This window comes from Bacteroides fluxus YIT 12057, assembly GCF_000195635.1.
Lineage (GTDB): Bacteria > Bacteroidota > Bacteroidia > Bacteroidales > Bacteroidaceae > Bacteroides > Bacteroides fluxus.
In genome coordinates this window covers 1-26,253 of sequence record NZ_GL882673.1, presented here as the reverse complement: position 1 = coordinate 26,253, position 26,253 = coordinate 1, and the positions used below count along the sequence as shown (strand labels likewise).

Sequence of the window (26,253 nt, the reverse complement as noted above, 5' to 3'; positions counted from 1 at the left end):
ATTGTCAGAGGTAGATAATAAAAAGCTTTTGTTTCTGTTTATATTTGCAGTGAAATAATTTTTAAATCAGATTGGTAAGAGGATATAGGGATAACCGGTAAAGAGAAATTCCTGCCTGATAGGCAGGGGCTTCTCTTTCTAAAAACCATGTATAAAAAGATAATATTATGAGAACTGCAATTTGTTTGTTTTTTGTTGTTGGAGTTTTATTGCAAAGCTGTTCATATCCCGTACGTTCAGTAAGTGATAATCAGTTTACAGAGTATGCCGGCCAATTACTTGACAGTACGATTAAATATTATAAGATACAGGAGCAATGTTTATTTAATGAGAACTATCCGAAGCAAGAAAATGAGTTAGTGACTTATCTGGCGGACAATGATACAGTACGGAAGGATAAAGTGGCTTATCTGTGGCCGACGTCTGGTTTGTTTTCTGCTGTAAATGCATTGTTGAAAGCTACGGGAGATAAAAAATATGGTAAATTATTGGATTCTATTATCTTGCCGGGACTTAGTCAATACTATGATACAGTTAGGAAGCCGTTTTGTTATCAGTCCTATTTGTTCGAAGCTGGGTATTCAGATCGCTTTTATGATGACAATATCTGGTTGGGACTTGATTTTTTGGAGGCGTATCAACTGACTGGAAGAAAAGAATATCTGGATTCTTCCAAAAATATTTGGAAATTTCTTGAAAGTGGCTGTGACAGCGTGTTGGGAGGAGGTATTTATTGGTGTGAACAAAAGAAATTTTCAAAGAATACCTGTTCCAACGCTCCGGCATCGGTGTTGGCTCTCAAACTTTACCAGACCACTAGAGATGAAGCGTATTTGCAGGCTGGAAAGGATTTGTATCATTGGACCCAAGAGAATTTGCAGGATACTGTTGACTATCTGTATTTTGATAATAAGAAACTGGATGGAACGATAGGAAAGACAAAGTATCAGTACAATAGTGGTCAAATGATGCAGGCTGCTGCGCTTATGTATGGATTGACCAGTGATAACCGATATCTGACTGATGCACAAAATCTGGCTAAGGCATGTAGCGATCGTTTTTTTGAAGATTTTGCAACTTTGGATGGAACTGCTTTCAGAGTCTTGAAGAATGGTAATATCTGGTTTGTTGCTATTATGCTACGTGGATTTGAGGAATTATATAAAATAGATCAGAATCCACAATATTTGAATGACTTCAAAAATACCCTATCTTATTTGTGGACGCACAATCCTAATGATAATGGCCTGTTTGAAGATGAACAGTTTGTAAAAGAGTCTCGTAAGAAAACATATAAATGGTTGCTTACTCAGGCTGCTCTTGTGGAAATGTATGCCCGCTTATCAACTTTGAAACAATAGAAACTTAAAAATATCATGAGAAGACAACTAATTAGCAAAAAGATGGTAGCTGCTTCAGCCTTTATACTGGGGCTATCTTTTTATCCGACAGAAGGTAATGCCATTGTGAAGAGTGTGGGAAATGATGCGGTTGCGGTATGTGATAATATCGGAAAGTATGTCAGCCGCCGTCCGGAGAAAAAGGAACGACTGTTCATATCGGATATCGTAGAGAAGAAAATAGCGGAAGTAAAAGAAATGTTGACCAATCCTTATTTGGCTTGGATGTTTGAAAATTGTTTTCCCAATACACTGGATACTACAGTACATTATCGTAAACTGGACGGTGAAGACGATACGTTTGTTTATACCGGTGATATCCACGCCATGTGGTTGCGCGATTCGGGAGCCCAAGTATGGCCTTATGTCCAGTTGGCTAATTCTGATGCAGAACTTAAAAAAATGCTTCGTGGAGTGATATTGCGCCATTGGAAATGCATCAATATTGATCCTTATGCCAATGCTTTTAATGATGGTCCCACCGGAGGAGATTGGATGAGTGACATAACAGATATGAAGCCGGAACTGCATGAACGTAAATATGAAATAGATTCTTTGTGTTATCCTTTGCGATTGGCTTATCACTATTGGCAAGTGACCGGAGATGCGTCAGTTTTTGGTGCCGACTGGATTCAAACTGTGAAGAATATTCTGAAAACGTTTAAGGAACAGCAGCGTAAAGATGGTCCCGGTCCTTATAAATTCATGCGCAGAACCGAACGCCAGCTAGATACGATGCAAAATAACGGATACGGGCATCCGGTGAAGCCCGTAGGATTGATAGTATCTTCTTTTCGTCCTTCGGATGATGCTTCTACTTACCAGTTCTTGATTCCTGCTAACTTCTTTGCGGTAACTTCTCTGCGTAAAGCGGCTGAAATACTTACCGAAGTAAACAAGGAACAGGGGCTTGCCAATGAGTGCAAGGTACTTGCGGACGAAGTAGAAGCCGCTCTGAAGAAGTATGCTACCTTTAATCATCCTAAGTATGGAACAATTTATGCCTTTGAAGTAGATGGTTTCGGTAACCAGCTGTTCATGGATGATGCGAATGTTCCCAGTCTTTTGGCTATGCCTTACTTGGGAGATGTAGATGTTAACGACCCTGTTTACCAGAATACCCGTCGTTTTGTGTGGAGCGAGGATAATCCGTACTTTTTCAAGGGTAAGGCGGGGGAAGGTATCGGTGGCCCGCATATTGGTTATGATATGATTTGGCCTATGAGCATCATGATGAAGGCTTTTACCAGCCAGGATGACAAAGAAATTGAAGACTGCATCAGGATGTTGATGAAGACGGATGCCGGTACGGGATTCATGCATGAGTCTTTCAATAAGGATAACCCCGAAAAGTTTACCCGGGCCTGGTTTGCCTGGCAGAATACATTGTTCGGTGAACTGATATTGAAACTTATCGGTGATGGGAAATTGGATATATTGAATAATATCAAATAAGTGGAAGAATGGATATGCGTAAATTGATAATAGCAAGCTTAATGGTTTGTATGCCTTTTGGGGTGTCTGCTCAAAAGGCATTTAAGGACTGGCCTGATGGAGTGTCTCCTAAAGCTGTGGGGGAGTTGGTCAGTAAACGTTTTGTGGAAGTTCCGCATCCTAATTTTAATGGTAATCCTGCACCTCCCAATGAAATTACATATCCTGAAACCTGCGCATGGTTTGGAGCCTTGCGCTATGCGGATATAACTAACAATAAAAAGCTGCTCAGGCAATTGGAAGAACGCTTTCTGCCGATTTTTGGGCCTGAACGCCGGCTGCAACCCTTGCCCGACCATGTGGATCATACTGTATTTGGAACGATACCTCTACAATTATATGCGCAGACCGGTAAGGAGATTTATTATCAAATGGGAATCTGGTATGCCGATGAGCAGTGGAAAATGCCTCGTAATACGAAACGTAAAGAGGAATATCAGGCATTGTTGGATAAGGGGTTGTCGTGGCAGACACGTTATTGGATTGATGATATGTTTATGATTTCAGCTATCCAGTCACAAGCCTTTTTTGTCACTGAAGACAGGAAATACATTGATCGTGCGGCTGCCGAAATGGTGGTTTATCTGGATAAGATACAGCGCCCCAACGGGTTGTTCTATCATGCCGAAGACGTTCCTTTCTTTTGGGGACGGGGCAATGGATGGATGGCGGCAGGTATGACAGAATTACTTGGCCTCTTACCCGAGGATAATCCAAATCGTCCCCGTATTTTGGAATCGTATCGGAAGATGATGGATACTCTGTGTAAATATCAGAAAGAAGACGGATTGTGGGGGCAATTGGTTGATGACCCGACAACTTGGACGGAGACGTCTGGTTCGGCTATGTTCATTTATGCTATGATTAAAGGAGTAAAGCAAGGTTGGCTGGATGAGGCTACGTATGCGCCGGTAGTTCGTAGGGCATGGATTGCTTTGGTGGGACATATTGATAAAAATGGCGATGTTGCAGGTGTCTGTGAGGGGACGAATAAGACCAATGACCGTCAGTTTTACCTAAATCGTCGTACCTTGTTGGGAAACATGCACGGACAAGCTCCTGTATTGTGGTGTGTGAATGCATTTTTGGAAAAATAATCTTATAACGATAAAAAGTAATGATACATAAATATTTTATATCTGTATTGGTGGCGGTGCTATGGCTGTATGGAGGGAAAGTCTCTGCCAAGGAAATCAGTATACAGTCACCGGACGGCAAACTGAAGGTGAATATCGAACTGAAAGACAAAGTATATTATTCGGTATATTCGGGAAATGACTTGTTGTTGGACAACTGTTCTTTAACACTGACATTGGGTGATGAAATCTTAGGAAAAGAGCCAAGACTGAAGGGAGTGAAACGCGGTAAGATTGATGAAAGTGTGAAGCGGGAGATTCCTTTGAAGAATGCAGTGGTAAAGAATCATTGCAATACCTTGCGTATGAACATGGCGGGTAACTATGCTATAGAATTTCGTGTATTCGATAAAGGTTTGGCCTATCGTTTTGTGACAGATAGGAAAGGAGAGGTTGAAGTGACGGGAGAAGATTTTGTAATCCATTTCCCGGGGGATTATTTAGCTCACATGTCTCAGCCAAATGGTTTTAAAACATCTTATGAATATCCATATACGCATGTTCAGACAAGGGAGTATAAACCGGCAGACCGTATGAGCTACCTGCCAGTGCTTCTGGAAACGGACAAGCCATATAAGATATTGATATCCGAAGCTGATTTGCGGGATTATCCATGTATGTTTTTGCAGAGTACTGGGAATAATGGCATGCAGTCTCTTTTTCCAAAATGTCCGTTGGAGTTCGGTGAAGACGGTGACCGTAGTGTAAGGATATTAAAAGAGGCGGATTATATAGCCAAGACTTCCGGCAAGAGAAGCTTCCCGTGGCGTTTCTTTGTCATTTCGGATGATGATAGGGATCTTGTTGCCAATGAAATGGTTTATAATCTTTCTTCTCCTTGTGAATTGGAAGACTATAGTTGGATTCAACCGGGACAGGTAAGTTGGGAATGGTGGCACGATGCCCGTCTGTATGGGGTGGACTTCCGCTCCGGTTACAATATGGATTCCTATAAGTATTATATTGATTTTGCTTCTACCTTCGGCATTCCTTATATTATCATGGATGAAGGTTGGGCAAAGAGTACCCGTGATCCGTTCACGCCGAACCCGACAATTGATTTACAGGAGTTGATAAAATATGGTAAGGAGCGTAATGTGAAGATTGTATTGTGGTTAACCTGGCTGACTGTAGAGAATCATTTTGATTTGTTCAAGACTTTTGCAGATTGGGGAATTGCCGGTGTGAAGATTGATTTTATGGATCGTAGTGACCAATGGATGGTGAACTATTATGAACGGGTAGCCAAAGAAGCTGCCAGACATAAACTGTTTGTCGATTTCCATGGTTCCTTTAAACCGGCAGGGTTGGAACGCAGATACCCGAATGTACTTTCGTATGAGGGGGTATTGGGTATGGAGCAAGGAGGCAATTGTAAACCGGCAAATTCCATTTACCTACCGTTTATGCGTAATGCAGTGGGGCCAATGGACTTTACTCCCGGTTCTATGTTTTCTGCTCAACCCGAGGATAATCGTTCTACTCGTGCTAATGCAATGGGATCGGGAACCCGTGCTTATCAGATGGCTTTGTTTGTTGTATTCGAGAGCGGATTGCAGATGCTGGCGGATAATCCGGTATATTACTATCGCGAGCGTCCCTGTACTGAATTCATATCCAGTGTTCCGGTGGTTTGGGATGAAACAAAAGTACTGGAAGCGAAGGTCGGCGAATATGTCGTTATTGCCCGCCGTAGTGGGGAGAAATGGTTTATTGGTGCCATCACTAACAATACAGGACGTGAAATAGAAGTGAACCTCGATTTTCTGCCGAAAGATAAAAGATTACATCTGACTTATTTTGAAGATGGCATTAATGCAGATTGCCAGGCGATGGACTATAAGAGGAAAGAGGCGGAAGTGACAAGCACTACCAAGTTGACAATGAAGTTGGTGCGTAATGGCGGATGGGCCGGTAAGATTGAATAGAAATAAGATAGTATTATGAATTTGAGAAATACATGCCTGTTTCTTCTACTATGCTGTATGCAATGGTTGCATGCGGAAAGTGGTTATGAATTATGGTTACGTTATAAACCATTAGGTAATAATGAACTCTCTGAGTCCTATCGTCAGAGAAACCGGAAAGTCCTGTTTCCGGGAGAAACAGGAAGCCTGGCTGCTGCAAAGAAAGAATTGCGGGCCGGCCTGTCTGGATTGTTGGGTATAGATCTTGCAGAAACGGAAACTTTGGAAGATAATATGCTGATTATTGGCACGCCTCAATCTATACCTTTATTCCGGAAACAAGCTTTTTATCCTGAAATTGAGGGATTGTCTGATGAAGGCTATCTGATTCAGAATAGTAAGATGGAGGGCAAAATGGTTACAGTCATAGCAGCCCGGACAGACATAGGGGTGCTGTATGGCGTTTTCCATTATCTTAGATTGATGCAGACCACACAGCCTTTGGAACAGTTGGCGATAAAGGAGAATCCCAAGTTGAGATATCGTGTACTGAACCATTGGGATAACCTGAATGGAACGGTAGAGCGTGGTTATGCCGGTTATAGCATTTGGAATTGGGAGAGACTTCCTTTTTATAAGGAGCAGCGTTATATTGATTATGCACGTGCCAATGCTTCTGTGGGTATTAATGGGGCAGTACTTAATAATGTGAATGCGCAAGCCAAAAGTCTGCGCACGGATTGGCTTGTAAAGGCATCCGGGCTGGCGGATGTATTCCGTCCATACGGCATAAAAGTGTATTTGACCGCTAAATTCAGCGCTCCCCGGGAGATAGGAGGGTTGGATACGGCCAATCCTAAAGACCCGCAGGTGCAGAAATGGTGGAAAGACAAAGTGGAAGAAATCTATTCTTTGATTCCTGACTTCGGTGGCTTTCTGGTAAAGGCGAATTCCGAGGGGCAACCGGGACCTCAGGATTATGGCTGTTCCCATGCTGACGGTGCGAATATGCTTGCGGAGGTTTTGGAGCCATACGGAGGTATCGTGTTTTGGAGGGCTTTTGTCTATCAGAACGAACGTCAGGTAGATCGTGTAATTAATGGTTATAATGAATTCAAGCCACTTGACGGAAAGTTCAGGAAGAATGTTTTTGTGCAGCCGAAGAATGGACCTATCGACTTCCAGCCGCGTGAACCTTTCCATCCGTTATTTGGAGGAATGCCCGATACACCGCTTTCTTTAGAGTTCCAGATTACGCAGGAGAATCTTGGACATGCGGGACATCTGGTGTATTTGGGTACTTTGTTTGAGGAAACCCTTCAATCGGATACTTACGAGAATGGTAAGGGATCTACGGTTTCAAAGGTTTTACAAAACTACCAAAAAACTCATGGCATCTCGGCCATTGCCGGCGTGCCTAATATCGGGACGGACCTTAACTGGACGGGACACCTGTTCGGCCAGGCCAATTGGTATGCTTTTGGTCGTTTGGCATGGAATCCGGATGCGAGTTCTGCCGAGATTGCGGAAGATTGGGCTAAAATGACCTTCTCTAATGAGGACAGCGTATTGAGTCCTGTCTTACGAATTATGCAGATGTCTCGTGAAGCATACGTGAACTATACCATGCCTCTTGGCTTGAATCATATTATGAATTACGATACGCATAATGGTCCCGAACCTTGGCACGATGATCCGGTGTGGACTGCCTTCGACTATCACAAAATCACTGAGGATAGTATCGGAGTGAACAGAACTGCCGGCGGTACAGGGGCTGTCCTGCAGTACCATTCTCCGGTTTATGAAAAATTTGAAAATATAAAAACATGCCCTCCAGAGTATTTGTTGTGGTTCCATCGTGTTCCTTGGGATTATAAAATGCCTTCGGGAAAAACGTTGTGGGACGAATTGGTCTGTCACTATTATAAAGGGGTAGATGAAGTCCGGTTGATGCAAAAGCTATGGAGCGGTCTGAAAGGCAAGATTGACCGTGAACGTTTTGACCACGTTGCGTCTCTGCTGGAGTATCAGGAACAGGAGGCAATCTGGTGGCGGGACGGCTGTTTGCTTTTCTTTCAGGAATATTCGGGACTGCCTATTCCCGCCGACCTGGAACAACCGGAACATTCATTGAAATATTATAAGACCATTCCTTTTCCGCACGACTGGAAAGGACTGTATGAATAAACAAAATAAAGAGAAACATGAAGTACGTAATGTTTGCAATATTGCTGGCCTGGTTATTTGCAGGACCGACACAGGCACGGCAGCGGGATGAGTATTGGAGCCATCCTCGCGGCACTTACGAAGAGCGCCGTACACAATTCCTTGATTACTATGCCGAGAACGGCAGCGGGCATCCCCTTTACGGTGTTTTCCGGCAGGCTGCGCGTGCCGCTTCGGGGCGTCCTCTGGAAATGGATAAAATGTGGGAGGTGATTTCTGTCATTAAATCGAACCGTGATTGCAATGATTTCACTCTCAATTGCTTGCTTCGCATGGTTTATCAGGACAGGCGGCAACCTTTCTTCCCGGAAGAGATAAAGGGAAGTATTGAAGAGTGTATTCTGGACTTCAAGTACTGGTGGGACGATGGACGGCGTGATACGACCTATCGCTGTTATCATACTGAAAACCACCAGGCACTTTATCATACTGCGGAACTGCTGGCGGGCCAGCTCTATAAAAAGGCCAAGTTCACCAATGGCATGAACGGTAAGCAGCACATGGCGCATGCAAAAGAGAGACTGATGAAATGGCTGGAATACCGTTTCCGTTTTGGGTTTAGCGAATGGATGTCCACTTACTATGAGGTGGAGGTGCTGTTGTTGGCCAATTTGTATGATTTTGCTGAAGACAAAGATATTCGTTCCAAGGCAGGCATGGTGCTGGACTTGCTTATGTTTGATGTAGCGCTGAATAACTATGAAGGTTTTCTTGGTTCGGCAAGTGGACGGAACTATGCCCATTCCATCATTATGGGGGCGCACAATACAGCCCCGTTGGCAAAGCTGGTGTTCGGTGTGGGGACATACGACCGGGATGAAGTCATAGCTCCTGTGGCACTTGCTACCAGTTCCTACCGTTGTCCGGAAGTTATCCGGAAAATAGCGGTAGATTATGATACTCCTTTGTTAAACCGTCAGCGGGTAAGTATAAATGTGGAAGATGCGCCTTCATACGGTATTTCGTATGAAAAAGAATTGGATTGTCATCTTTTCTGGGGAATGCAGGAATTTATACATCCTTTGGCAATCCGCATGTCCAAGCAGATTTCGGAAAAATATGATGTATGGCCTTATCGTAATTATGATGAATATATCAAGAAATATGATGCACAGGTTGCGGAACATGGTAAACTGGTGAATATGCATCTGGATCGCTTTGCTCTTTCCGAGGCAAATATAGAGACTTACCGTACTCCGGACTACATGCTGAGCTGCGCACTGGATTACAGGAAAGGCGCTCCGGGTTATCAGCAGCATATCTGGCAGGCTACATTGGGCAATGAGGCTTTGGTCTATACCAATCATCCGGGCGGAAAGAATCTGCGTTGGTCGCCCAATTATTGGGCGGGCAATGAAATTCTACCCCGTGCGGCTCAAAGTAAGAATGTAGTCATTTGCCTCTATAATATACCAGGCAATCAGAAGAATGATTTTTCTCATGCTTATTTCCCGGTGAAAGCTTTTGATGAAGTACATATTTCCGGTTCATGGATTTTTGGGCGTAAGGATGATGGTTATGTTGCTCTATACTCAAGAAATACAGCGGAATTGAAGGCCGACGACCGAGGAGAAATATGTGATTTTCTGGCGAAAGGCCGGCAAAATATCTGGATTTGTGAAACTGGCTCGAAATCGCAATGGGGAAGCTTCTCAAAGTTCATAGAGGTAATATCTGCCGCATTGGTTCAAGATAACGGGTTGGACATCCGTTATGAATCTCCGTCCGAAGGCAAGATGTCCTACGGTTGGGATGCTCCTTTCTATGTGCAAGGCAAGGAAATGCCGCTGCGTTGGGAGTATAGATATGATAATCCATACTGTAAGGCTTTGTTTGATTCCACTTTCATAGAGATAGAAAAGGATGGAGAAAAGATCACTCTGGATTATCACCAGACGGAAAGATGACGCAAAAACGCAGGTATTATGAAAGGCAAGGTTTCATTATTGGCTCTGTTTCCTGTATTATTCAGTTTCTATATAGTGGGTTTTTGTGACATTGTAGGTATTTCTGTCAGTTATATACAAAGTGATTTTCAATTGGGTAATACTATGGCCGGTTTATTTCCGGCTGTAGTATTTATTGGCTTCCTGTTTTTGCCTGCTCCGGTAATTGCTTTGGCAAGTAAGATTGGCTGTAGGAAGGTAGCGCTTTATGGTATGGGGCTGACGGTGCTTGGAATGTTTATACCTTTTGGGATGTATAGCTTGTTGGGCTGCTTTATCGCTTTTACATTGTTGGGGGTGGGAAATATTGCCCTGCAAGTTGCTCTGAATCCTTTGCTTTTTTGCGTTGTGTCGGGTAATACTCTTTCTGTGGCTCTGACCTCTACCCAATTGATCAAGGGGGTGTCTGCTTTTTGCGGACCGTTTGTCGCTGCCTTTGCCATGAGTTTCTGGGGGAATTGGTATTATGTATTTCCGGTATTTGCCGTGATTGCTTTAATGGCTGCATTGTGTCTGTCGTTCACTTCTGTCAAGGGAGCAGGGGGCTGTGCCTATGCCGCTTCTGCGGAATCTTTTGCCTTGTTGAAGGACAACCATGTCTTATTATTGTTTCTGGCGGCGGTTTGTGCGGCAGGAATTGATGTTGGGATGAATGTATGTATCCCAAAGTTAATGATGGTACATTGTGGCCATACAGTGCAGGACGCCACATTAAGTTCCAGCGTTTATTTCGCTTTCAGAACCCTGGGGGTATTTACCGGTACAATGTTGCTGATTAGTTTTTCCGAACTGAAAAACTTTCGTATTCATGTCTTGATTATGTTGGTTGCTGCTTTGGGGTTACTTTTTGCGGAAGGCGAATATTGTATTTTAACTCTGGCGGGTATGGTTGGCTTCGGCTGTTCTTCCATATTTGCGATTATTTGCTCAATTGCTTTAAGAGTTTGTCCGGATAAAGCAAACAATGTGTCGGTGATAATGATGGCCGGTATGTGCGGCGGAGCTTTTGTGCCGTTGTTGATGGGGGTGGTGGCAGATTGTACGGAATCGCAGACGGCAGGGCTGCTGATACTTATTGTTTGTATGCTTTATTTGCTGTATTGTTCGTTTAAAGCGGCAGGTAGAAAATAAGCCCGGAGCTTATCTGGACCCTCTTTTACGAAGTCCGGTTCTCTTTTGCGGAGTCGGGCTTTCTTTTATTTATAAGTATTAGCCACACTCCAGGGAACTGTCTTTCTGCTTGTTTTGATTGCGGTATTCTTTAGGAGCCATCTGGAACCGCTTGTCGAATTCTTTGTAAAAGTGCGAACGGTTGCCGAACCCGCATTGGTAGATGATTTCTTGCACGGTCAGAGTGGTTGTCCTCAGTAATTTGGCGGCAAGGCTTATCCGGTAATCTTTAATAAAATCTTTGGGCGGCAACTGGTCCATCTCCTTGAACCTCCGATACAGGTTGCGGATGCTGATTTGCAGGTGGTCGGCCAAGTCTTCCGGTCCCAACTCTGTGTTCTCAAGATTGCCGCTGATGAATTCCGTGACGGACTGCATGAAATCCTTGTCCTCCTTTTTCATGAGTTGTCCGTTGGAGAATTCGTAGGCACATGCTGAAGAGTTGTAGTACTCCTTTATTCTGCTATAATTTTCAATCAGTCGCGATACGATTGCTTTCAGATAGTTCAAGTTGAAAGGTTTGCCGATATAGGCATCTGCTCCTGAATCCAATCCTTCGATTTTCTCTTCATTCGTGTTCTTTGCAGAGAGAATGACAAGCGGAATATGCATCGTATGTTTGTTTTGCTTGATTTGTCTGGTCAGCTCTATTCCGTCCGTACCCGGCATCATGACATCGGTGATGATGAGGTCCGGATATTCCTTTTTCAGCATATCCAAACCTTCTTCGCTGTTTGTGGCGGTCACTACCTTATATTCTGACAGGGCTTCTTGAAGCAGTGTCAAAATCTCCGCATTGTCGTCAATCACCAGTATTTGGCCTTTGGCGGGGTTCGCTTCATCCGGCTCGGAAGGAGGAAGCTGGGATATGCCGGCCACCGGTATGGACACCAACGATGGTTGGAGGGATGTGGCGGGCAAGTCTTCTGTATCTTCCTGTTTCTCCGATATGGGTAGTTCCGGCAAAGTTACAATGAACTCGGCATATTGGTTTACTTCGCTTTCTATTTGTATCTGTCCTTCAAGCAACTCTACCATGCTGTGACAGATGGCCATGCCAAGCCCGTTGCGTGAAGAAAGTCCTTTCACGGCATTCTCTTCTATGTTGTCCAGGATGCTATATCGGTTGAAGATGGACTCTTTGTCTTCTTTTTTTATTCCTTTGCCGGTATTATAGACGGCAAGGTATAGCTTGCCGCTTTCGGTTTTTAGGGTGATACGTATGGTTCCTCCTGTAGGCGTATATTTGAAGGCGTTGGATATTAGGTTGTTGATGATCTTGGTGAAGCAGCTTGCATCGGAGTTCCAAGAAAGGTTGGGTTCTATAAGGTTTTCCAACTTGATTCTGTTCTGTTCGGCCAGCTCGGCAAAGGAGGCGGTGATGTCGTTGCATATCTCACTGACAGACAACTGCTGCATCTTTCGTATCTTATGTCCGGTTTCTATCCTTCTGAAGTCTATAACTTCCTGGATTAGGGAATTTAGCCGTTCCGCATTCTGTTTTATCAGCAGGATGTATTTACGGATGAATGAGTCGGTATTCCCATACGACAGAATACGTTCGCAAGGCCCGTATATCAGCGTAAGTGGCGTGCAGAATTCATGAGTGACATTGGTGAAGAAACGTAGTTTTTCTTCGTACACTTCTTCTTTATGGGCTTGTTCCAGCTGGAGTACCATTAGTTTGTGCTTCCGCTGTTGCCTCAAAGCATAAATGCGGATAAGGATAAGGATAAAAGTAAGCAACAATATTTGATAAGCCAGTATGGCGGTATTCGAGAGATACCAGGGCGGCTGGATATGGATATTCATGGAGTAAACCTTGCTCTCTTCCCCGCTGGTGCGGTTCTTGTATTTTACGTAGAGGGTATAGTCGCCGGGGGACATCTGGGTGAAGGATACGGAGTTTGAAAGGCCATTGTCAATCCATCCGCTTTCTTTCTTGTCTATTTTGTATAAATAAGAATAGTTGTTGGAGTTGATGTAGTCCATGGCTATAAATGAAATCGTGAAATAGTTCTGGGTGTATTTCAGCACCAGCTTCGAGTCGTTGTTGGTGGTCTGGATATAGTCATGCAGGTTTTGTTCTTTTCCCAATACGTTTAGCCGGGTAAAGCGTATGGGGGGAGAGTATTTGCCGGTTGTATGGTAAGCCGGATTCTCGCGTATGACTGCCAAGCCGTTGATGCCTCCGAAAAACAGGGCGTCTTTTGTTTTCAGTGCGGCACCGTCACTGAATTCAATGATATTCATGCCGTTTATCCGGTTATAGCTTTGGATTTCATGGTTATTGGTATGGAAGCGTTCCAGTCCTCCGTTGGTGGCTATCCAGATGTTTCCGCTATTGTCTTTCAACATAGTATGTATGGTACTGTTCTGAAGGCCATTTTCTTTGTTGAAACACCATTCCTTGCCGCTGCTCTGTTTTATGAGACCGTAGCTGGTGCCTAACCATAATGTATCATTGTCTTTGATAATGGCGAATACGTCGTTGGCGGTTTTGTCTTTATAGTTGTTTTTAAGGGGTACGGGTTCTAATAGTCCGCCTTTCATACGGAAAGTGCCATAACCTCTGTTCCCAAAATAGAGTTCTCCGCGTTCGTCATGATACATTGTGAAAAAATAGTTAGAAGAGAAGTTACCGTTGTCTATCGTGTATCTTTTGATATCTGTCAGTTGGGGAGCGGAGGCGGTTCCTGCAATTCTGGCTCTGAGGATGCCCGTGCCCACGGTAGATATCCATAGGACGGAATCGTGTTCTTCATAGATGGCATGCACATACTTGATTGGTTCTTTGCAGGGTATGCGTTTGATGCGTTTCTCCAAGTATGAATAGTAATTGATACCTTCGTCGTTGCCTATCCAGAATAAAGGATGGGAACTTTCTGCAAAAGCATAGACAGAGTTGTCCGATAGCAAACTGTTGGAGCTTGTGATTAATTCTGTATGGTAATTCAGCGTATTGCTGTTGACGTTGTAATCGTTTATTTTCAATATGCCTTCTCCTTTGGTCCCCAGCCATAAGGAATTCTCTTTATCCAGAAAAATGGAACGTATAGGTTTGGCTATATTAAAATTCAAGTTGTTGTAGGTGATGGATTGGATGGAATAGTGTCCGTTTGAGTATAGATAGGCTCCCTGCCCGTCGGTTCCTATCCATACGATATCTTGGTTATGATCCTTCAGCAGTCGGAATATGCCGGATTTGATTCCGATGTCCTCTGTCTCGTACTTCTCTTTTTGCGGGATAAGCCTCAGTACCCCGTTGGTTTTGAAAGCGATGAAGAACATGTCATTGTCTTTGATGATATCTGAAATGATTCCTCTTGCGGCAATCTCTTTATTCAGGTTGATGATGGGTTTCTTTGAGTTATGTTCTATTTCGTATTCGTATAGGGTGTGTTGCTTGTCTATCATATAAGCTGTATGGTTGTTTGTAAAACAATACAGCAAGGGGGTATCTTCTATTTTTTCAGTGTTTTTGATGGAGTATCGGTTATCGTGGGATTCTAACTGATATTTCAATATGCCTTGATTGGTAAATGCCCACAGGTAACTGTTGCTGATGTGTATATCAATAATGTCTTCTCTGTTCAATTGGGGAATGGCCAGTTTGTGAAATTCATCGGAGGTACCGGTGATATAATAGAGCATGTTGTTTTCAGAAAGAATGAAAATGTCATTCTTGGAGTTTTTCTTTAATATGTATCCGCCTTGAAACTGTGTATAGCTGGTTACGGTTCTTTTGTATTTATCTAGTTTGTCCAGCCCATAATTCGTTTGAATCCATAAGACGCCGTTTTCTGTTTCAAGGATGTTTTCGATGATATTGCCCGATAGATTTTGTCCTCCGGCAAAAGTAAGAGGGCGTATATTCAGTCCGTCATATAAATTCAGCCCGTCACAAGTCCCTAACCAGAGGAATCCTTCATTGTCTTGGTACAAAGAAAGAACAGCGCTGTTGGATAGACCGTCTATATTGGAAAACTGACGCAGGTTATATCCGTATGAATGGGTAGCCAGGATTGATAAAATCAGAATTGCCAAATGTTGGATAAGTCTTTTCATAGTATGTTGTAGTGTATTTAGCGCATGCAATGCGCAAATATAAAGAGAAAAATTGTAAAGTGGAACATAAATACTTTGGGAATTTGTAATGATAATGTAGTTAGGATGATATAAAAAAACAGCTTTGTTTCCATTTGTGACAAATGTGTATCTTTTGCTCCAAATCGCTTGAAATAGATACTTTTGGCATACTTGCTGACTATATTTATTTATTGGAAAACTAATTTTGCAGACAGAAAAATAAAGTATCGACCTTAAAACTGATAGTTATGTTGGCAATGGATGACTCTTCTTGATTTAACTTTTTTTCGGTATATTCATTATCACGGATCTTGAACGGAATTTGCAATAAGGAATAATTTATAATCTTAAAATTAAAAATGTACATTATGAAGTTACGAAAAACACATGTATTATGGATACCCCTGCTGGTATGCCTATTTCTCGTAAATGGTGTAAATGTAATGGCGGCTATAGAGCAAGCCATTCATGTGAAGGGGCAGGTTGTGGATACTGCCGGCGAACCTGTGATTGGAGCTAATATTGTAGTGAAAGGTACTACTACCGGCGTTATTTCGGATATAGACGGTAATTTTGCTATTGATGCTTCAAGGAATTCGGTTCTTCTTGTCTCTTTTATCGGATATAAGTCGCAAGAGGTAAAAGTGACAGGTCCTTCAGTCAAGGTCGTATTGGCTGATGATGCCGAGATGCTGAATGAAGTGGTGGTGGTCGGTTATGGCTCCCAAAAGAAGTCCGACATTACCGGAGCTATGGTGAATGTAAAGAGCGAAGCGTTGCAGCAGGCACCTGTCGGTAACATAGGTGCGGCGTTGCAGGGGCTTGCAGCCGGTGTTGATGTACAGATGGCAGGTGGCAATACGCATCCGGGTGCTGCTCCGCAGATTCGTGTGCGTGGTGAACGTTCGCTCAATGGCGGTAACGATGTTTTGATTGTGGTAGATGGAATCCCTTTTTCTGGCGGGTTGAACGAAATCAATAATGATGACGTGGAAAGTATCAGCGTCTTGAAGGATGCTTCGGCAACGGCTATTTACGGTTCCCGTGGTGCGAATGGTGTACTCTTGATTACAACGAAACGGGGGAACAAAGGCAAAGTAAATGTTAGTTACAGTGGGTATTATGGTATTACAACTGCCATCAAGGAATATGATGTAATGAATAGTTCCGAATATATCCAGCTGAAGAAATGGGCTACTTACAATGCTAATCCGGATGCTTATACCGGAATTGATGATCCGAATTTGATGCGCGTGGGGGATGTTTTCCGGGATCAGGAAGAAATGGAAGGCTATTTGGCCGGAAATGATACGGACTGGCAAAGCATGATATTCCGCAACGGTATGACGACGAATCATCAGGTGGCTATCAATGGGGGTAATGAGCGTACTACTTATAGTGCTTCTGTAGGATATTATAAGGGGCAGAACAATTATGAAGCACATAGCTTTGAACGCATGACGGCCAAACTCTCTCTTGATACGGAAATAACCAGTTTCCTGAAAGTTGGTCTTTCAACCTTGAATACCTATATCATTAACAAAGGACAGGATACCAATCCTATGGAAATGGCTTTACGTGCTTCCCCTTTCACTACTCCGTATAAGGAAGATGGTTCCTTGCGTACTTATTTGCCGGGTAGTGGGCAGAATGTATGGAATCCTTTGTTGGATACACAGGAAAACGGAGTGGTGGATGATCGTAAAAGTCTGTCAACCTTCACCACCGGTTATATTGATGTGAAGTTGCCTCTTGGCATAAAGTACCGTTTTAACGGTGGTGTGAATCTGAAATATTATTCAATAGGTCAGTTTCAGGCCAGCAATACGACCAAACGTATGGGGGCGCTTGACTGGTCTTTTGGGGAGTACCAGCATACCGTAGATTATACTTTGGAAAATATCTTGACTTGGGATTACTCTTTCAACGACATCCATAATTTTAATGTGACCGGTTTGTTCTCGGCTCAAGAGAAAGAGTTTACAAAAAACAATGTGTCCGGCAATGATTATTACGATGACAACATCCAGTATTATAATCCCGGGCTTGCGCAAGGTAATGTGACAGGTGGAGGCGGTTATGAAAAATGGGGACTGCTTTCTTATATGGGACGTTTGAATTATAATTATAAAGAAAAGTACCTGTTGACGGCAACTGTGAGATATGACGGCTCTTCCCGTTTGGCGGACGGCAACAAGTGGCACGCGTTTCCTTCCGTAGCGTTAGGATGGAATCTTATGCGTGAAAATTTCATGCAGAAAGTCAATGCTGATGTCCTTTCAGGCATGAAGCTTAGATTTAGCTGGGGGAATGTAGGCAGTACGGCGATTTCTCCTTATCAGACCATGTCAAGATTGGATACTGGCAGTAAATATTTATTAGGAACCAATGGGGTGATGGGAGTTCGTCCGGGTTCTGTTCCGGATAAATCTTTAGGATGGGAGAATACCGAAACCTGGAACGTAGGTATCGATTTTGGCTTTTTGAATAACCGTATTACGGGTACGATTGAATGGTACCAACAAAACACGACAGATTTGTTGCTGGGTGTGAATTTGCCTTCTACTTCGGGCTATTCCCAATCCTATTTGACCAATCGTGGTGCTACCCGTAACCGTGGTCTGGAGTTCAACGTGACTACAGTCAATATTGCAGGCGATGGGCAGGATAAGCTTTCTTGGTCAACTGATTTGAATATCTTTGGAAACCGTAATAAGATAATGGATCTTGGCGAGGGAGTGGAATACGACAAGGATGCCGGGTTCTTTTTAGGGCAAGATAGATATGTGATCTATTCTTATGAGCATGATGGCTTGTGGCAGGACACCCCAGAAGACCGCGCGTTGGCAGAATCATTCGGTTATGCGACGTCCGGAGCCAATTCTGTGATTGGTACGGTTAAAATCAAGAATCATCATGTAGATTACGAAGAAGATGGTGTGACTCCGAAAGCCAAACAAATTATCAATGAAGATGACAAGGTATTCATCGGACAACGTGCACCTAAATTTGAAGGCGGTATCAATAACCGTTTTGCCTGGAAAGGTTTTGACCTTTCATTCTTATGGACGTTCCGTTGCGGGGGAACCATCACTTCAGATATGCATAATGGCTGGATGAATACATTGCAAGGGGGCTACAATAACTTGAACGTAGATTATTGGACACCGGACAATACAACGGCCCGCTGGCCGAAGCCTACTACTGCTACGGTTTCCAACAAAGGACTGCTGGCACGTTATGACGGTTCGTATCTGAAATTGAGAAACCTTACTGTAGGGTATAATATTCCTAAGACGTTCCTTTCCAAGCTTAACATACAATCAGCCCGTGTATATGCCACAGGCTCCAATCTCTATACTTGGTTCAGCAAGGAGTATCGTGAGGACGGTGGTATTGACCCGGAGACCACAAGCACCATTAACTTGAAGACTCCCCCTACACGTACGTTTGTGTTTGGTTTGAATTTGACTTTCTAAATTAGTAATTGAATAATAAGTAGAATGAATATGAAAAAGATATTATCGACACTTGCCTTGTCATCACTGGTATTGCTGTCAGCCGGTTGTTCTGATCTCTTAGAGGAAGAGAATCACTCGAATGTGATGCAGGATTTCATGTCAACTCCTTCCGGTTTTGGAATGGCCTTGAACTCTGTCTATGCCAATGTACGCTCTACATATAGCGCGGAAGAGGGAATTCACGGACTGATGAATCCCGGTACTGATGAACTGAAGAACAATGTAGGCGGCAGCAATCGTTGTGCGGATCTTGCAAATTATGACTTGGAAAAGTATAATGCAAACAATGAATATCCCAGAAAGTTGTGGAACGATGCTTATGTTCACATCAATACTTTGAATTATATGATTGAGAATGCCGGCAAAGTAGATGTCACTACTTCTGCATTGACGGCTGCACAGCGCGACCAGTATTTGGGTGAGGCTTATTTCATGCGTGCTTACAATTATTTCCATTTGGTGGAGCAGTTTGGTGATGTCACGCTGACCACGACCTATAATGCGGCTCCAAGTACTTCGGCCGAGCGCCATGATATGGTACGTGTTTATGAAGAGGTTATTGTCCCTGATTTGTTGAATGCCGTAAGACTCTGTTCTCCGAGCCCGCAACTCAATAATCTGGAATCGGGCCGTGCTTCCGCCGCTGCGGCACGCCATCTGCTGTCACGGGTTTACTTGACATTGGGATGGGTCTTTGACAAGGATCCGGCCAATCCTATTTATAAAGGTAACACACAAACCAAATATTATAATACTGCGAAAGCTAAGGAATATTACCAGAAAGCCTATGATATGGCAACCGGACTGATATCGGATGCTCCTTCTTTGGGGTTGAAACTGATGGATAATTACGCGGATGTATTTGATGAGGCTAATGATGCTCCTTCGGGCAAGAATAAAGAAGAACTGTTCGTAGCCCGTATGGACTGGGATGATGACAATACTTTCGGCGGGCGTAGTACGCTGAATCATTATTTCGTAAACGGTTATGACCAATATTTGGGGGAGCGTAATATTAATGACGGTCGTTGCTATTCTTGGATTAATCCTACCGGTTATACTTACAATGCATTTGATAACCGTGATAAAGATACACGCTATGAGGCAACTTTCCAGACTGTTTGGTACGCTACTAAAACGCAAAAGGGTGGGGTTGTGAATTATGTAATCGATGGTAAGGATGAATCTTTTAATTGGGACTACACTGTTGTTGGCGATACCGCAATGTACTATCCCGGTTATTACATGTCCGCTGAAGAAATCAGAGCTAAAACGCAGCATCGTGAAGGCAACCATTATCTGATTTTTACACCTGATGCCTATAATGGCCGCGCCATTTTCCCGACTATCATGAAGTTTTTGGATAGGACCCGTGCCATTCCTAATGACAACACAGACCGCTCTTATATCATTTATCGTTTGGGTGAGACGTATTTGCTGGCTGCTGAGGCTGCATTCAAGTTGGGAGACAATATAAACGCTGCTAAATATATCAATGTCGTGCGTGAACGTGCCCGTAATAAACAAACAACAGAAGCCGGAGCATTGGATATTGCTCCGGGCGATGTGACACTCGACTTTATTCTGGAAGAACGTACCCGTGAGTTGCTGGCTGAACATTGCCGTTGGGCTGATTTGGCTCGTACCGGTACATTGATTGACCGGGTTCGTAAATATGATGATGGTAAGGCTTATGAAAACATAACTGAAGACAGGCATTGGCTGCGTCCTATACCTCAACAAATGATTGACCGTGTCACGACAGGAGAACCTTATCCGCAAAATCCGAACTGGTAATTGAAATCAATTCTTGCCGGTATATTAACCGGATAAAACATAGAAAAAGCCGTTTCATTAATTGAGGCGGCTTTCTTTGTTATAATATGGATGAATCGGTCGGTGGAATTATCGTTTGGAGTGACGCCATATGCTTTGTAGGGAAGTGTCTCTTGGAAACTTTCAAGCAAGCTGCCGGGAAAACTTCCGGAGTTAGGACTAAAAAGTGGCAGAGTTAGAAGAAAACTCTGTTCGCAGGCTGCGAACGGATATTCGCAGGCTGCGAACATGTATTCACAAGCTGCGAACGGATATTCACAGGCTTGGAATAAAGTTTTCCATTCAAAGAAGAACTCTCTACACAGGGTATGTATGAATGTTTGAGAATATGGTTTTACCTTTTGCGGTACTGCTGCGGGGACAGCCCCGTCTGTTTCTTGAAAAACGTACCGAAATAGGAGGGGTTCGGGAAATTGAAATAGTCGGAAATTTCCTGGATGCTTTTTTGTGTGTTCTTAAGCAGGGAAATGCTTTTCCGGACGATGGATTTGAATATCAGCTCCTGTACTGTGTAGCCACAGACGGATTTGGATAGTGCCGAGAGATATTTCGGAGACAGGCAGAGCTTGTCGGCATAGAACTCCACGCCACGTTGTTCTATATAGTATTTGTCTATCAGCTGGATTAACCGGATGAAGATGTCGTGCTTATGTCCTACGGATGTTTTCAGATTCATGAGCTTGCGGTTGTAGATGGAGCATATCCGGTAGGTCAATCCAAGTAGCAGCAGTTTCTGTTCATAGCGGTTGAAGGTGTTGTCTTCCATTTCCAGTGTGCTGTCCAGTAGAGACATGTATTTCAATACTTCTTCTTCGTCTCCGGTGTTCCATACGTAACAAGGCTCTGTCCGAAGCTGTGAGTATAGATACATGGAGGCTACGGAATTGCCGATGATGTCCCGTATGGGGTCTATCTGGTAAACCAGAATAAACAGTTCTACCTCGTCTGACTCCTGCAGGACTTGAAAGACTGAGTCTTCCGGTATGAAAAGAGTCTCTCCGGCTTGGGCGGAGTAGTTTTTCTGATTCAGAGAAAACATGAAACTGCCCCGGCGGCAGATTACCAGACCTGCACCGTTTATAAGGAATGGTCTTTTTAAGGAAGCCGGAAAGGTATGGAGCATGCCTTCCGAACTGCAAATGTTCTCCTTGTTCTGTAGCGCATGGTCAAGACGGTATAAGCGTTCTTGCAAAGTATTCATCATATACGAAATTATTGCTTCATACTAAAAACGGTGCTAAGTTAGTAATTTCCGTTTAGGATAGGGAATGGCAACTGCAAATATCATGCAGGCAAGGCAGGCGTACAGTGTCCATCCGGCCATCTCCTTTACGGCAGAAAGCGTGGCTTGCACCTGGATGCGCCCTTTGGTGGATATGGCAGCCATGTTCACGGATTCTGCCTTGCTTTTGCCTTGGTATTGCATCCCTTGCATGGTCTGTACAAATGAAGCGGATGCTTCGGGATGCAGCATGTCCACATTCTGTGCATAGCGTGTGACGTAGTGTTGTTGTCTCTCTTGCAAGAGATTGGTATAAAGAGCCGTACCGATGGCGGGAGCCAGCACCATACGTACGGTGAGCATGGTACAAATCCAGGAGGAAAGGTATTTGTAGGGCATGCGTTGGGTGGCGAATGTCGGTATCAGTGAATAAAGCAGCATCATGCCCGTAGAGCGGATTATGACCGGATATTTCATGCGTTCATACAATCCGGCACCTTGAACCTCGAAGTACATGAACATGGCAGACAGTCCCAAGAACAGGAAGCCGGCTGCAAACAGATATTTGAAGTGTACTCCTTTTACGCTGAGCCAGATTGTTGCAATGCCGCCGATAAAGTAACCTAACATGCTCCAATTACCCAGTGTAGCGTTTTGGAAGTTATCCAGTTTCATGCCTATTCCCGTAAACACGTTGACAAACATGGCGCTTGAATTCAGTACCATCAACAGAAAATAGAGCAGGAATCCGATGCGGATGGTACGTAGCTTGAATACATCCAGTTGGTAGTAGGGATTGCGTTGGGTAGCTTCTATGTAGATGAATATGGCACCGGTAACGATGGCGCCGGCCGTAGCCCATTGTATGGTAGAGTCATCATACCAGTCGAGTACCTTGCCGTACGTCAGTATATATGTGACGCAAACCAGCATGATGCTGAAGACGGAGGCATTGCCGAACTGCTTGAAATTAATAGGAAACCGGCGTGTGGCGTATTTATGATAGGGCATTGTGATGAATGTAATGAGAATGCAAAGCAGCAGCAGTCCCATCATGAAATAGTAAACATACTGCCATTCGTATTCAAAGGCAAGCCATGCCGTGAGTGAAGTACCTATCTGCCCCAGTACCATGAAAAACAGGTAGATGGCCGGCTGTGCGGCGCTTCGCTCAATATCTAGTTTGTCCCATCCTTCTTCGGTTTCCGGTTCGTTGCCGGGAGTGATTTTCTCATAGGCTTCGATGTGTCCGGCATACTTGATGAGTGTGAAGAGGTTGACCATCATCAATACCATCCGCAGGAATCCGGTAAGCAGGCTGCAGAGTGCCAATAGGAATATACTGTCCGTTTTGGCACAGATGTAGCTGAATATGTACATCAGCGAGAAGCCGGCGATGCACATCATTTTCTCCCTACGGATGAGTACCAGCCGATACAGGAAAGGGCAGAAGGCTGCCATACCTATGGAAGTGGCAAAGTTGGTGAACTGGATGTGTTCGGAAATAATACCCAGTCCACTCATCATCTCCGTACTGTTCACCGAATAGGTTCCGCCCACCGTAAGTATCGGCAGGAAAAAGAATATCAAGATGATGATGCCTACCGGTTTCGGCACCCAGTTATAAAATGGATAATTTTTAGGATATGAGGGCATGCGGAGTCAACGATTAAAGTTTTACTTTTACAATTACCATCATGCCTGCCGCCAATTTCTCGTTATCTTCTTTGGACAAGTCGGTGAAATCAATGCGTACCGGTATGCGTTGCTGTATCTTTACGAAGTTTCCGGCAGAATTGTCTGTGGGAACCAAGGAATATTTGGAACCGGTGGCTCCGGAAATGGCTGTAATCTTTCCCGTGAATTTTCTGTCACTGACGGCATCTACGGTGATGGTCACCTCTTGTCCCGGACGCAGGTTCTCTATTTGAGTCTCTTTATAATTGGCGATAATCCATTTCTGGGTATCGGGCAGGATATAGGTAATGGTTTGTCCGGCCGTAATGAATTGTCCTTCCTCCAGCGTGCGGCGTCCCAACTTGCCGTCGCAAGGAGCGGTTACTACGGTATAGGAAAGGTTCAGCCTGGCCATTTCGAGAGCAGCCGTTGCCCGTTGGATGGCAGCTTCCGTATTCTCGCGGCGGTGTGAAACTTCATTTACTCCAGACAAAGCAGCCTTTTGTTGCCGTTTTACGGCTTCCAGTTTCTTGTGGGTCGCTTCATATTCGGTCTCGATCTGTTCCAGTTGTATGGGGGTGGCGGCTTTTCTCTTCACCAGGTTCTGATAGCGCTGGCGGTCTTTTTCCAGCTTGGCGAGGCGTATCTCTATCTCTGCGATGGAAGCGTCGTAAACGGAGGCCGTAGTTTGGGTGGTTTGCAGAGTGGCTCCGATGACAGTGGCTCCGGCCAATGCGTCCTTCAGTGCAGCCTCGGCCTCCATTACCCGTATTTTATATTCACGGTCATCAAGTACCAATAGGGTATCTCCTTTGTGTATTTCCTGATGCTCTGTGAAATAAATCTTCTTGATGTACCCCGATGCCCGTAAATTGATGGGGGATATGTACTGTTCTATTTGAGCGTCGTTGCTGGTTTCGCTGTTTTTATAGTCCAAGAAAAGGCATACCACCTGGATCACTCCCCATGTCATGATTGCCACTCCCATTAGGCTGACCAGGATTTGCCAACGGCGTAGTTTTTTCAGCTTTTTTGCTTTTTCCTGATGTGTGCTTGCTGTGCTATCGTTTTCTTTTGTTCCCATTTCTTTTTATGCTGTTTAAATTTATACTTCATTCTCAGTCTCTATTTCTTGGCTGTCAATGACTCTATCCGGCCGGTGAGTTTGAGCAGCATTAGGGTGGTGACGCGGTAGTTGTAGTGTGCGCTTATGTAGTTGTTCTGCGCTTCGCTCATCCGCATTTCATCCTGCAATACTTCGGTCATTGAAGTGATGCCTTCCCGGTAGCGGTCCATTGTGACTGCATATACATCTTCTGCTAAAAGGTAATTGTCTCTTTGTTTTTTGAAATTGCGTTGATTGTTCATCAAATCATTTGTAGCGTTCAGATATTGAGTTTGCAGATTCTTGCGGGTATTCTCCTGTGCTATCTTTATATTTTCAATGTCAATGGCGGCCTTTCGTGTTTTATAGCGCTTGTCCAGTCCGTCGAATATAGGTATGCGCAGGGAAAGCCCCAGGCCGTAGGAGCGGAACCAATGATTGGATGGCCCGGAATGGAACCAATGGTAGGCTTTGTCTGTGTAAGCTGCAAACATCCAGCTGCCTGTAAGGCTCAGTGAGGGAATGTAACCGTTGCTGATTATCTTTTTCTGTTGTTCGGCCAGTTGTTTTTGTGATTGCAGCAGTTGCAGTTCGTAGAGGTTCTCTGATAGACCGGTCAGTGAAACCGGCATGATGTCATCTGTATTGACCGGGGTCAATGCTATATTTTTCTCGGAAGGATAGTCGATGATATATTTTAGAAGGTTCAATTGTTGCTCCAGCATTGCCTTGGCATTGTCATACTGTACTTTCAGGTTTTCCAAGTTAATGTTTACCCGTTTGACATCCACTTCCATAGCCATTCCGTTGTCGTAAAAAGCCAATGTGATATCCCTCAGTTCTTCCAAGCGGGCAATGTTGGCTTTGACCAAAGCGATTTGTTCCGCGGTGACTTGTCCAAGATAGTACATCTTGCAGATTTGCAGGATAAGATCCTCCCTTGCTTTCTCGTAGGAGAGCCGGTTCATTTCGTCCATTGTCTTGGCAATGGACAAAGTAGTATAGAGTGTCTGGTTGTAGAGCGGCATCTGCAACTGCACTCCGGCATTGGCATTGAAGCGCAATGTGTGGGTTATATTATAAGGTGTCCCGTATGCGGAACCGTCGGTGACGGATACGGGGGGATCAATGTTGTCGTTATAGTTGGAGAAAGCGTTGATTTGTGGCAGTAGTTTGGCACGGTTTTCAGAAATGCCGTATTTGCCTTTCTGTATTTCATTGCGTTTACTCTGCAACGACAGATTATTTTCTATACCCATTTCAAGGCAGTTCTCAAGTGTCAGGGTTTCTTGTGCTCTTCCGCTTGCAACCGACAGGTAGAAAAAAGAAAAAATGAATAGTAGTCTTTTCATAATGCTTATGCGATAAATAAGCACAAATTTAGTGGCTTATACCGCAAGAATACTATCCATAAATCATGTGTTTCTATTCATATTTTCCTTTTTTTATGTCGAACCTTGTCACATTGGTTTGGGTGTTGGCGCAAACCATGGGTCAACGTAAAAAACTGAGGGGGTAAAATTA

General features: G+C 44.0%; 14 protein-coding genes. 9 read left to right on the top strand and 5 right to left on the bottom strand.

The window, feature by feature from the left end; genetic code table 11:
• The first annotated feature begins 167 nt into the window (after positions 1–167).
• From HMPREF9446_RS12505 to HMPREF9446_RS12475, 7 genes are read left to right on the top strand one after another with little or no spacing between them, the layout of a single operon-like run.
• Positions 168–1,361, top strand: coding sequence for a glycoside hydrolase family 76 protein (locus HMPREF9446_RS12505; RefSeq protein WP_009126045.1), 1,194 nt, complete (start codon positions 168–170; stop codon positions 1,359–1,361).
• Positions 1,362–1,376: 15 nt separating this feature from the next.
• Positions 1,377–2,855, top strand: coding sequence for a glycoside hydrolase family 125 protein (locus HMPREF9446_RS12500; RefSeq protein ID WP_009126044.1), 1,479 nt, complete (start codon positions 1,377–1,379; stop codon positions 2,853–2,855).
• 8 nt (positions 2,856–2,863) lie between these two features.
• Positions 2,864–3,991: a glycoside hydrolase family 88/105 protein gene (locus tag HMPREF9446_RS12495; RefSeq protein WP_009126043.1), complete on the top strand. Its 1,128-nt coding sequence runs from the start codon at positions 2,864–2,866 to the stop codon at positions 3,989–3,991.
• Between the two features lie 20 nt (positions 3,992–4,011).
• Positions 4,012–5,958 (top strand): glycoside hydrolase family 97 protein, encoded by a 1,947-nt coding sequence (locus HMPREF9446_RS12490; RefSeq protein WP_009126042.1) that lies wholly within the window; start codon positions 4,012–4,014, stop codon positions 5,956–5,958.
• A 15-nt stretch (positions 5,959–5,973) separates the two neighbouring features.
• Positions 5,974–8,124 (top strand): alpha-glucuronidase family glycosyl hydrolase, encoded by a 2,151-nt coding sequence (locus HMPREF9446_RS12485; RefSeq protein ID WP_039969442.1) that lies wholly within the window; start codon positions 5,974–5,976, stop codon positions 8,122–8,124.
• A gap of 17 nt (positions 8,125–8,141) precedes the next feature.
• Complete coding sequence (locus HMPREF9446_RS12480; protein WP_009126040.1) at positions 8,142–10,070, top strand: hypothetical protein; 1,929 nt, start codon at positions 8,142–8,144, stop codon at positions 10,068–10,070.
• Between the two features lie 18 nt (positions 10,071–10,088).
• Entirely contained in the window at positions 10,089–11,240 is a 1,152-nt protein-coding gene (locus HMPREF9446_RS12475) for an MFS transporter (protein WP_009126039.1), read from the top strand.
• A 78-nt stretch (positions 11,241–11,318) separates the two neighbouring features.
• Here HMPREF9446_RS12475 and HMPREF9446_RS12470 read toward each other — a convergent pair whose 3' ends face one another.
• Positions 11,319–15,347 carry a hybrid sensor histidine kinase/response regulator transcription factor gene (locus HMPREF9446_RS12470; protein WP_009126038.1) on the bottom strand — a complete coding sequence of 1,343 codons (4,029 nt, stop codon included), beginning with the start codon at positions 15,345–15,347 and terminating at the stop codon, positions 11,319–11,321.
• A gap of 389 nt (positions 15,348–15,736) precedes the next feature.
• On the opposite strand from HMPREF9446_RS12470, the gene HMPREF9446_RS12465 reads away from it, so the two are divergent.
• Positions 15,737–18,847 (top strand): SusC/RagA family TonB-linked outer membrane protein, encoded by a 3,111-nt coding sequence (locus tag HMPREF9446_RS12465; RefSeq protein ID WP_148345812.1) that lies wholly within the window; start codon positions 15,737–15,739, stop codon positions 18,845–18,847.
• Positions 18,848–18,877: 30 nt separating this feature from the next.
• Entirely contained in the window at positions 18,878–20,686 is a 1,809-nt protein-coding gene (locus tag HMPREF9446_RS12460; protein WP_148345810.1) for a RagB/SusD family nutrient uptake outer membrane protein, read from the top strand.
• A gap of 373 nt (positions 20,687–21,059) precedes the next feature.
• Here HMPREF9446_RS12460 and HMPREF9446_RS12450 read toward each other — a convergent pair whose 3' ends face one another.
• The 4 genes from HMPREF9446_RS12450 to HMPREF9446_RS12435 are packed head-to-tail and all read right to left on the bottom strand — an operon-like array spanning position 21,060 to position 26,081.
• Positions 21,060–21,926 (bottom strand): helix-turn-helix domain-containing protein, encoded by an 867-nt coding sequence (locus HMPREF9446_RS12450; RefSeq protein ID WP_039969446.1) that lies wholly within the window; start codon positions 21,924–21,926, stop codon positions 21,060–21,062.
• A 36-nt stretch (positions 21,927–21,962) separates the two neighbouring features.
• A complete protein-coding gene (locus HMPREF9446_RS12445; RefSeq protein ID WP_009126032.1) occupies positions 21,963–23,603 on the bottom strand; it encodes an efflux MFS transporter permease in 1,641 nt (546 codons plus the stop codon).
• A gap of 13 nt (positions 23,604–23,616) precedes the next feature.
• Complete coding sequence (locus tag HMPREF9446_RS12440) at positions 23,617–24,708, bottom strand: HlyD family secretion protein (RefSeq protein ID WP_009126031.1); 1,092 nt, start codon at positions 24,706–24,708, stop codon at positions 23,617–23,619.
• A gap of 41 nt (positions 24,709–24,749) precedes the next feature.
• Positions 24,750–26,081 carry a TolC family protein gene (locus HMPREF9446_RS12435; protein WP_009126030.1) on the bottom strand — a complete coding sequence of 444 codons (1,332 nt, stop codon included), beginning with the start codon at positions 26,079–26,081 and terminating at the stop codon, positions 24,750–24,752.
• Positions 26,082–26,253 lie beyond the last annotated feature (172 nt).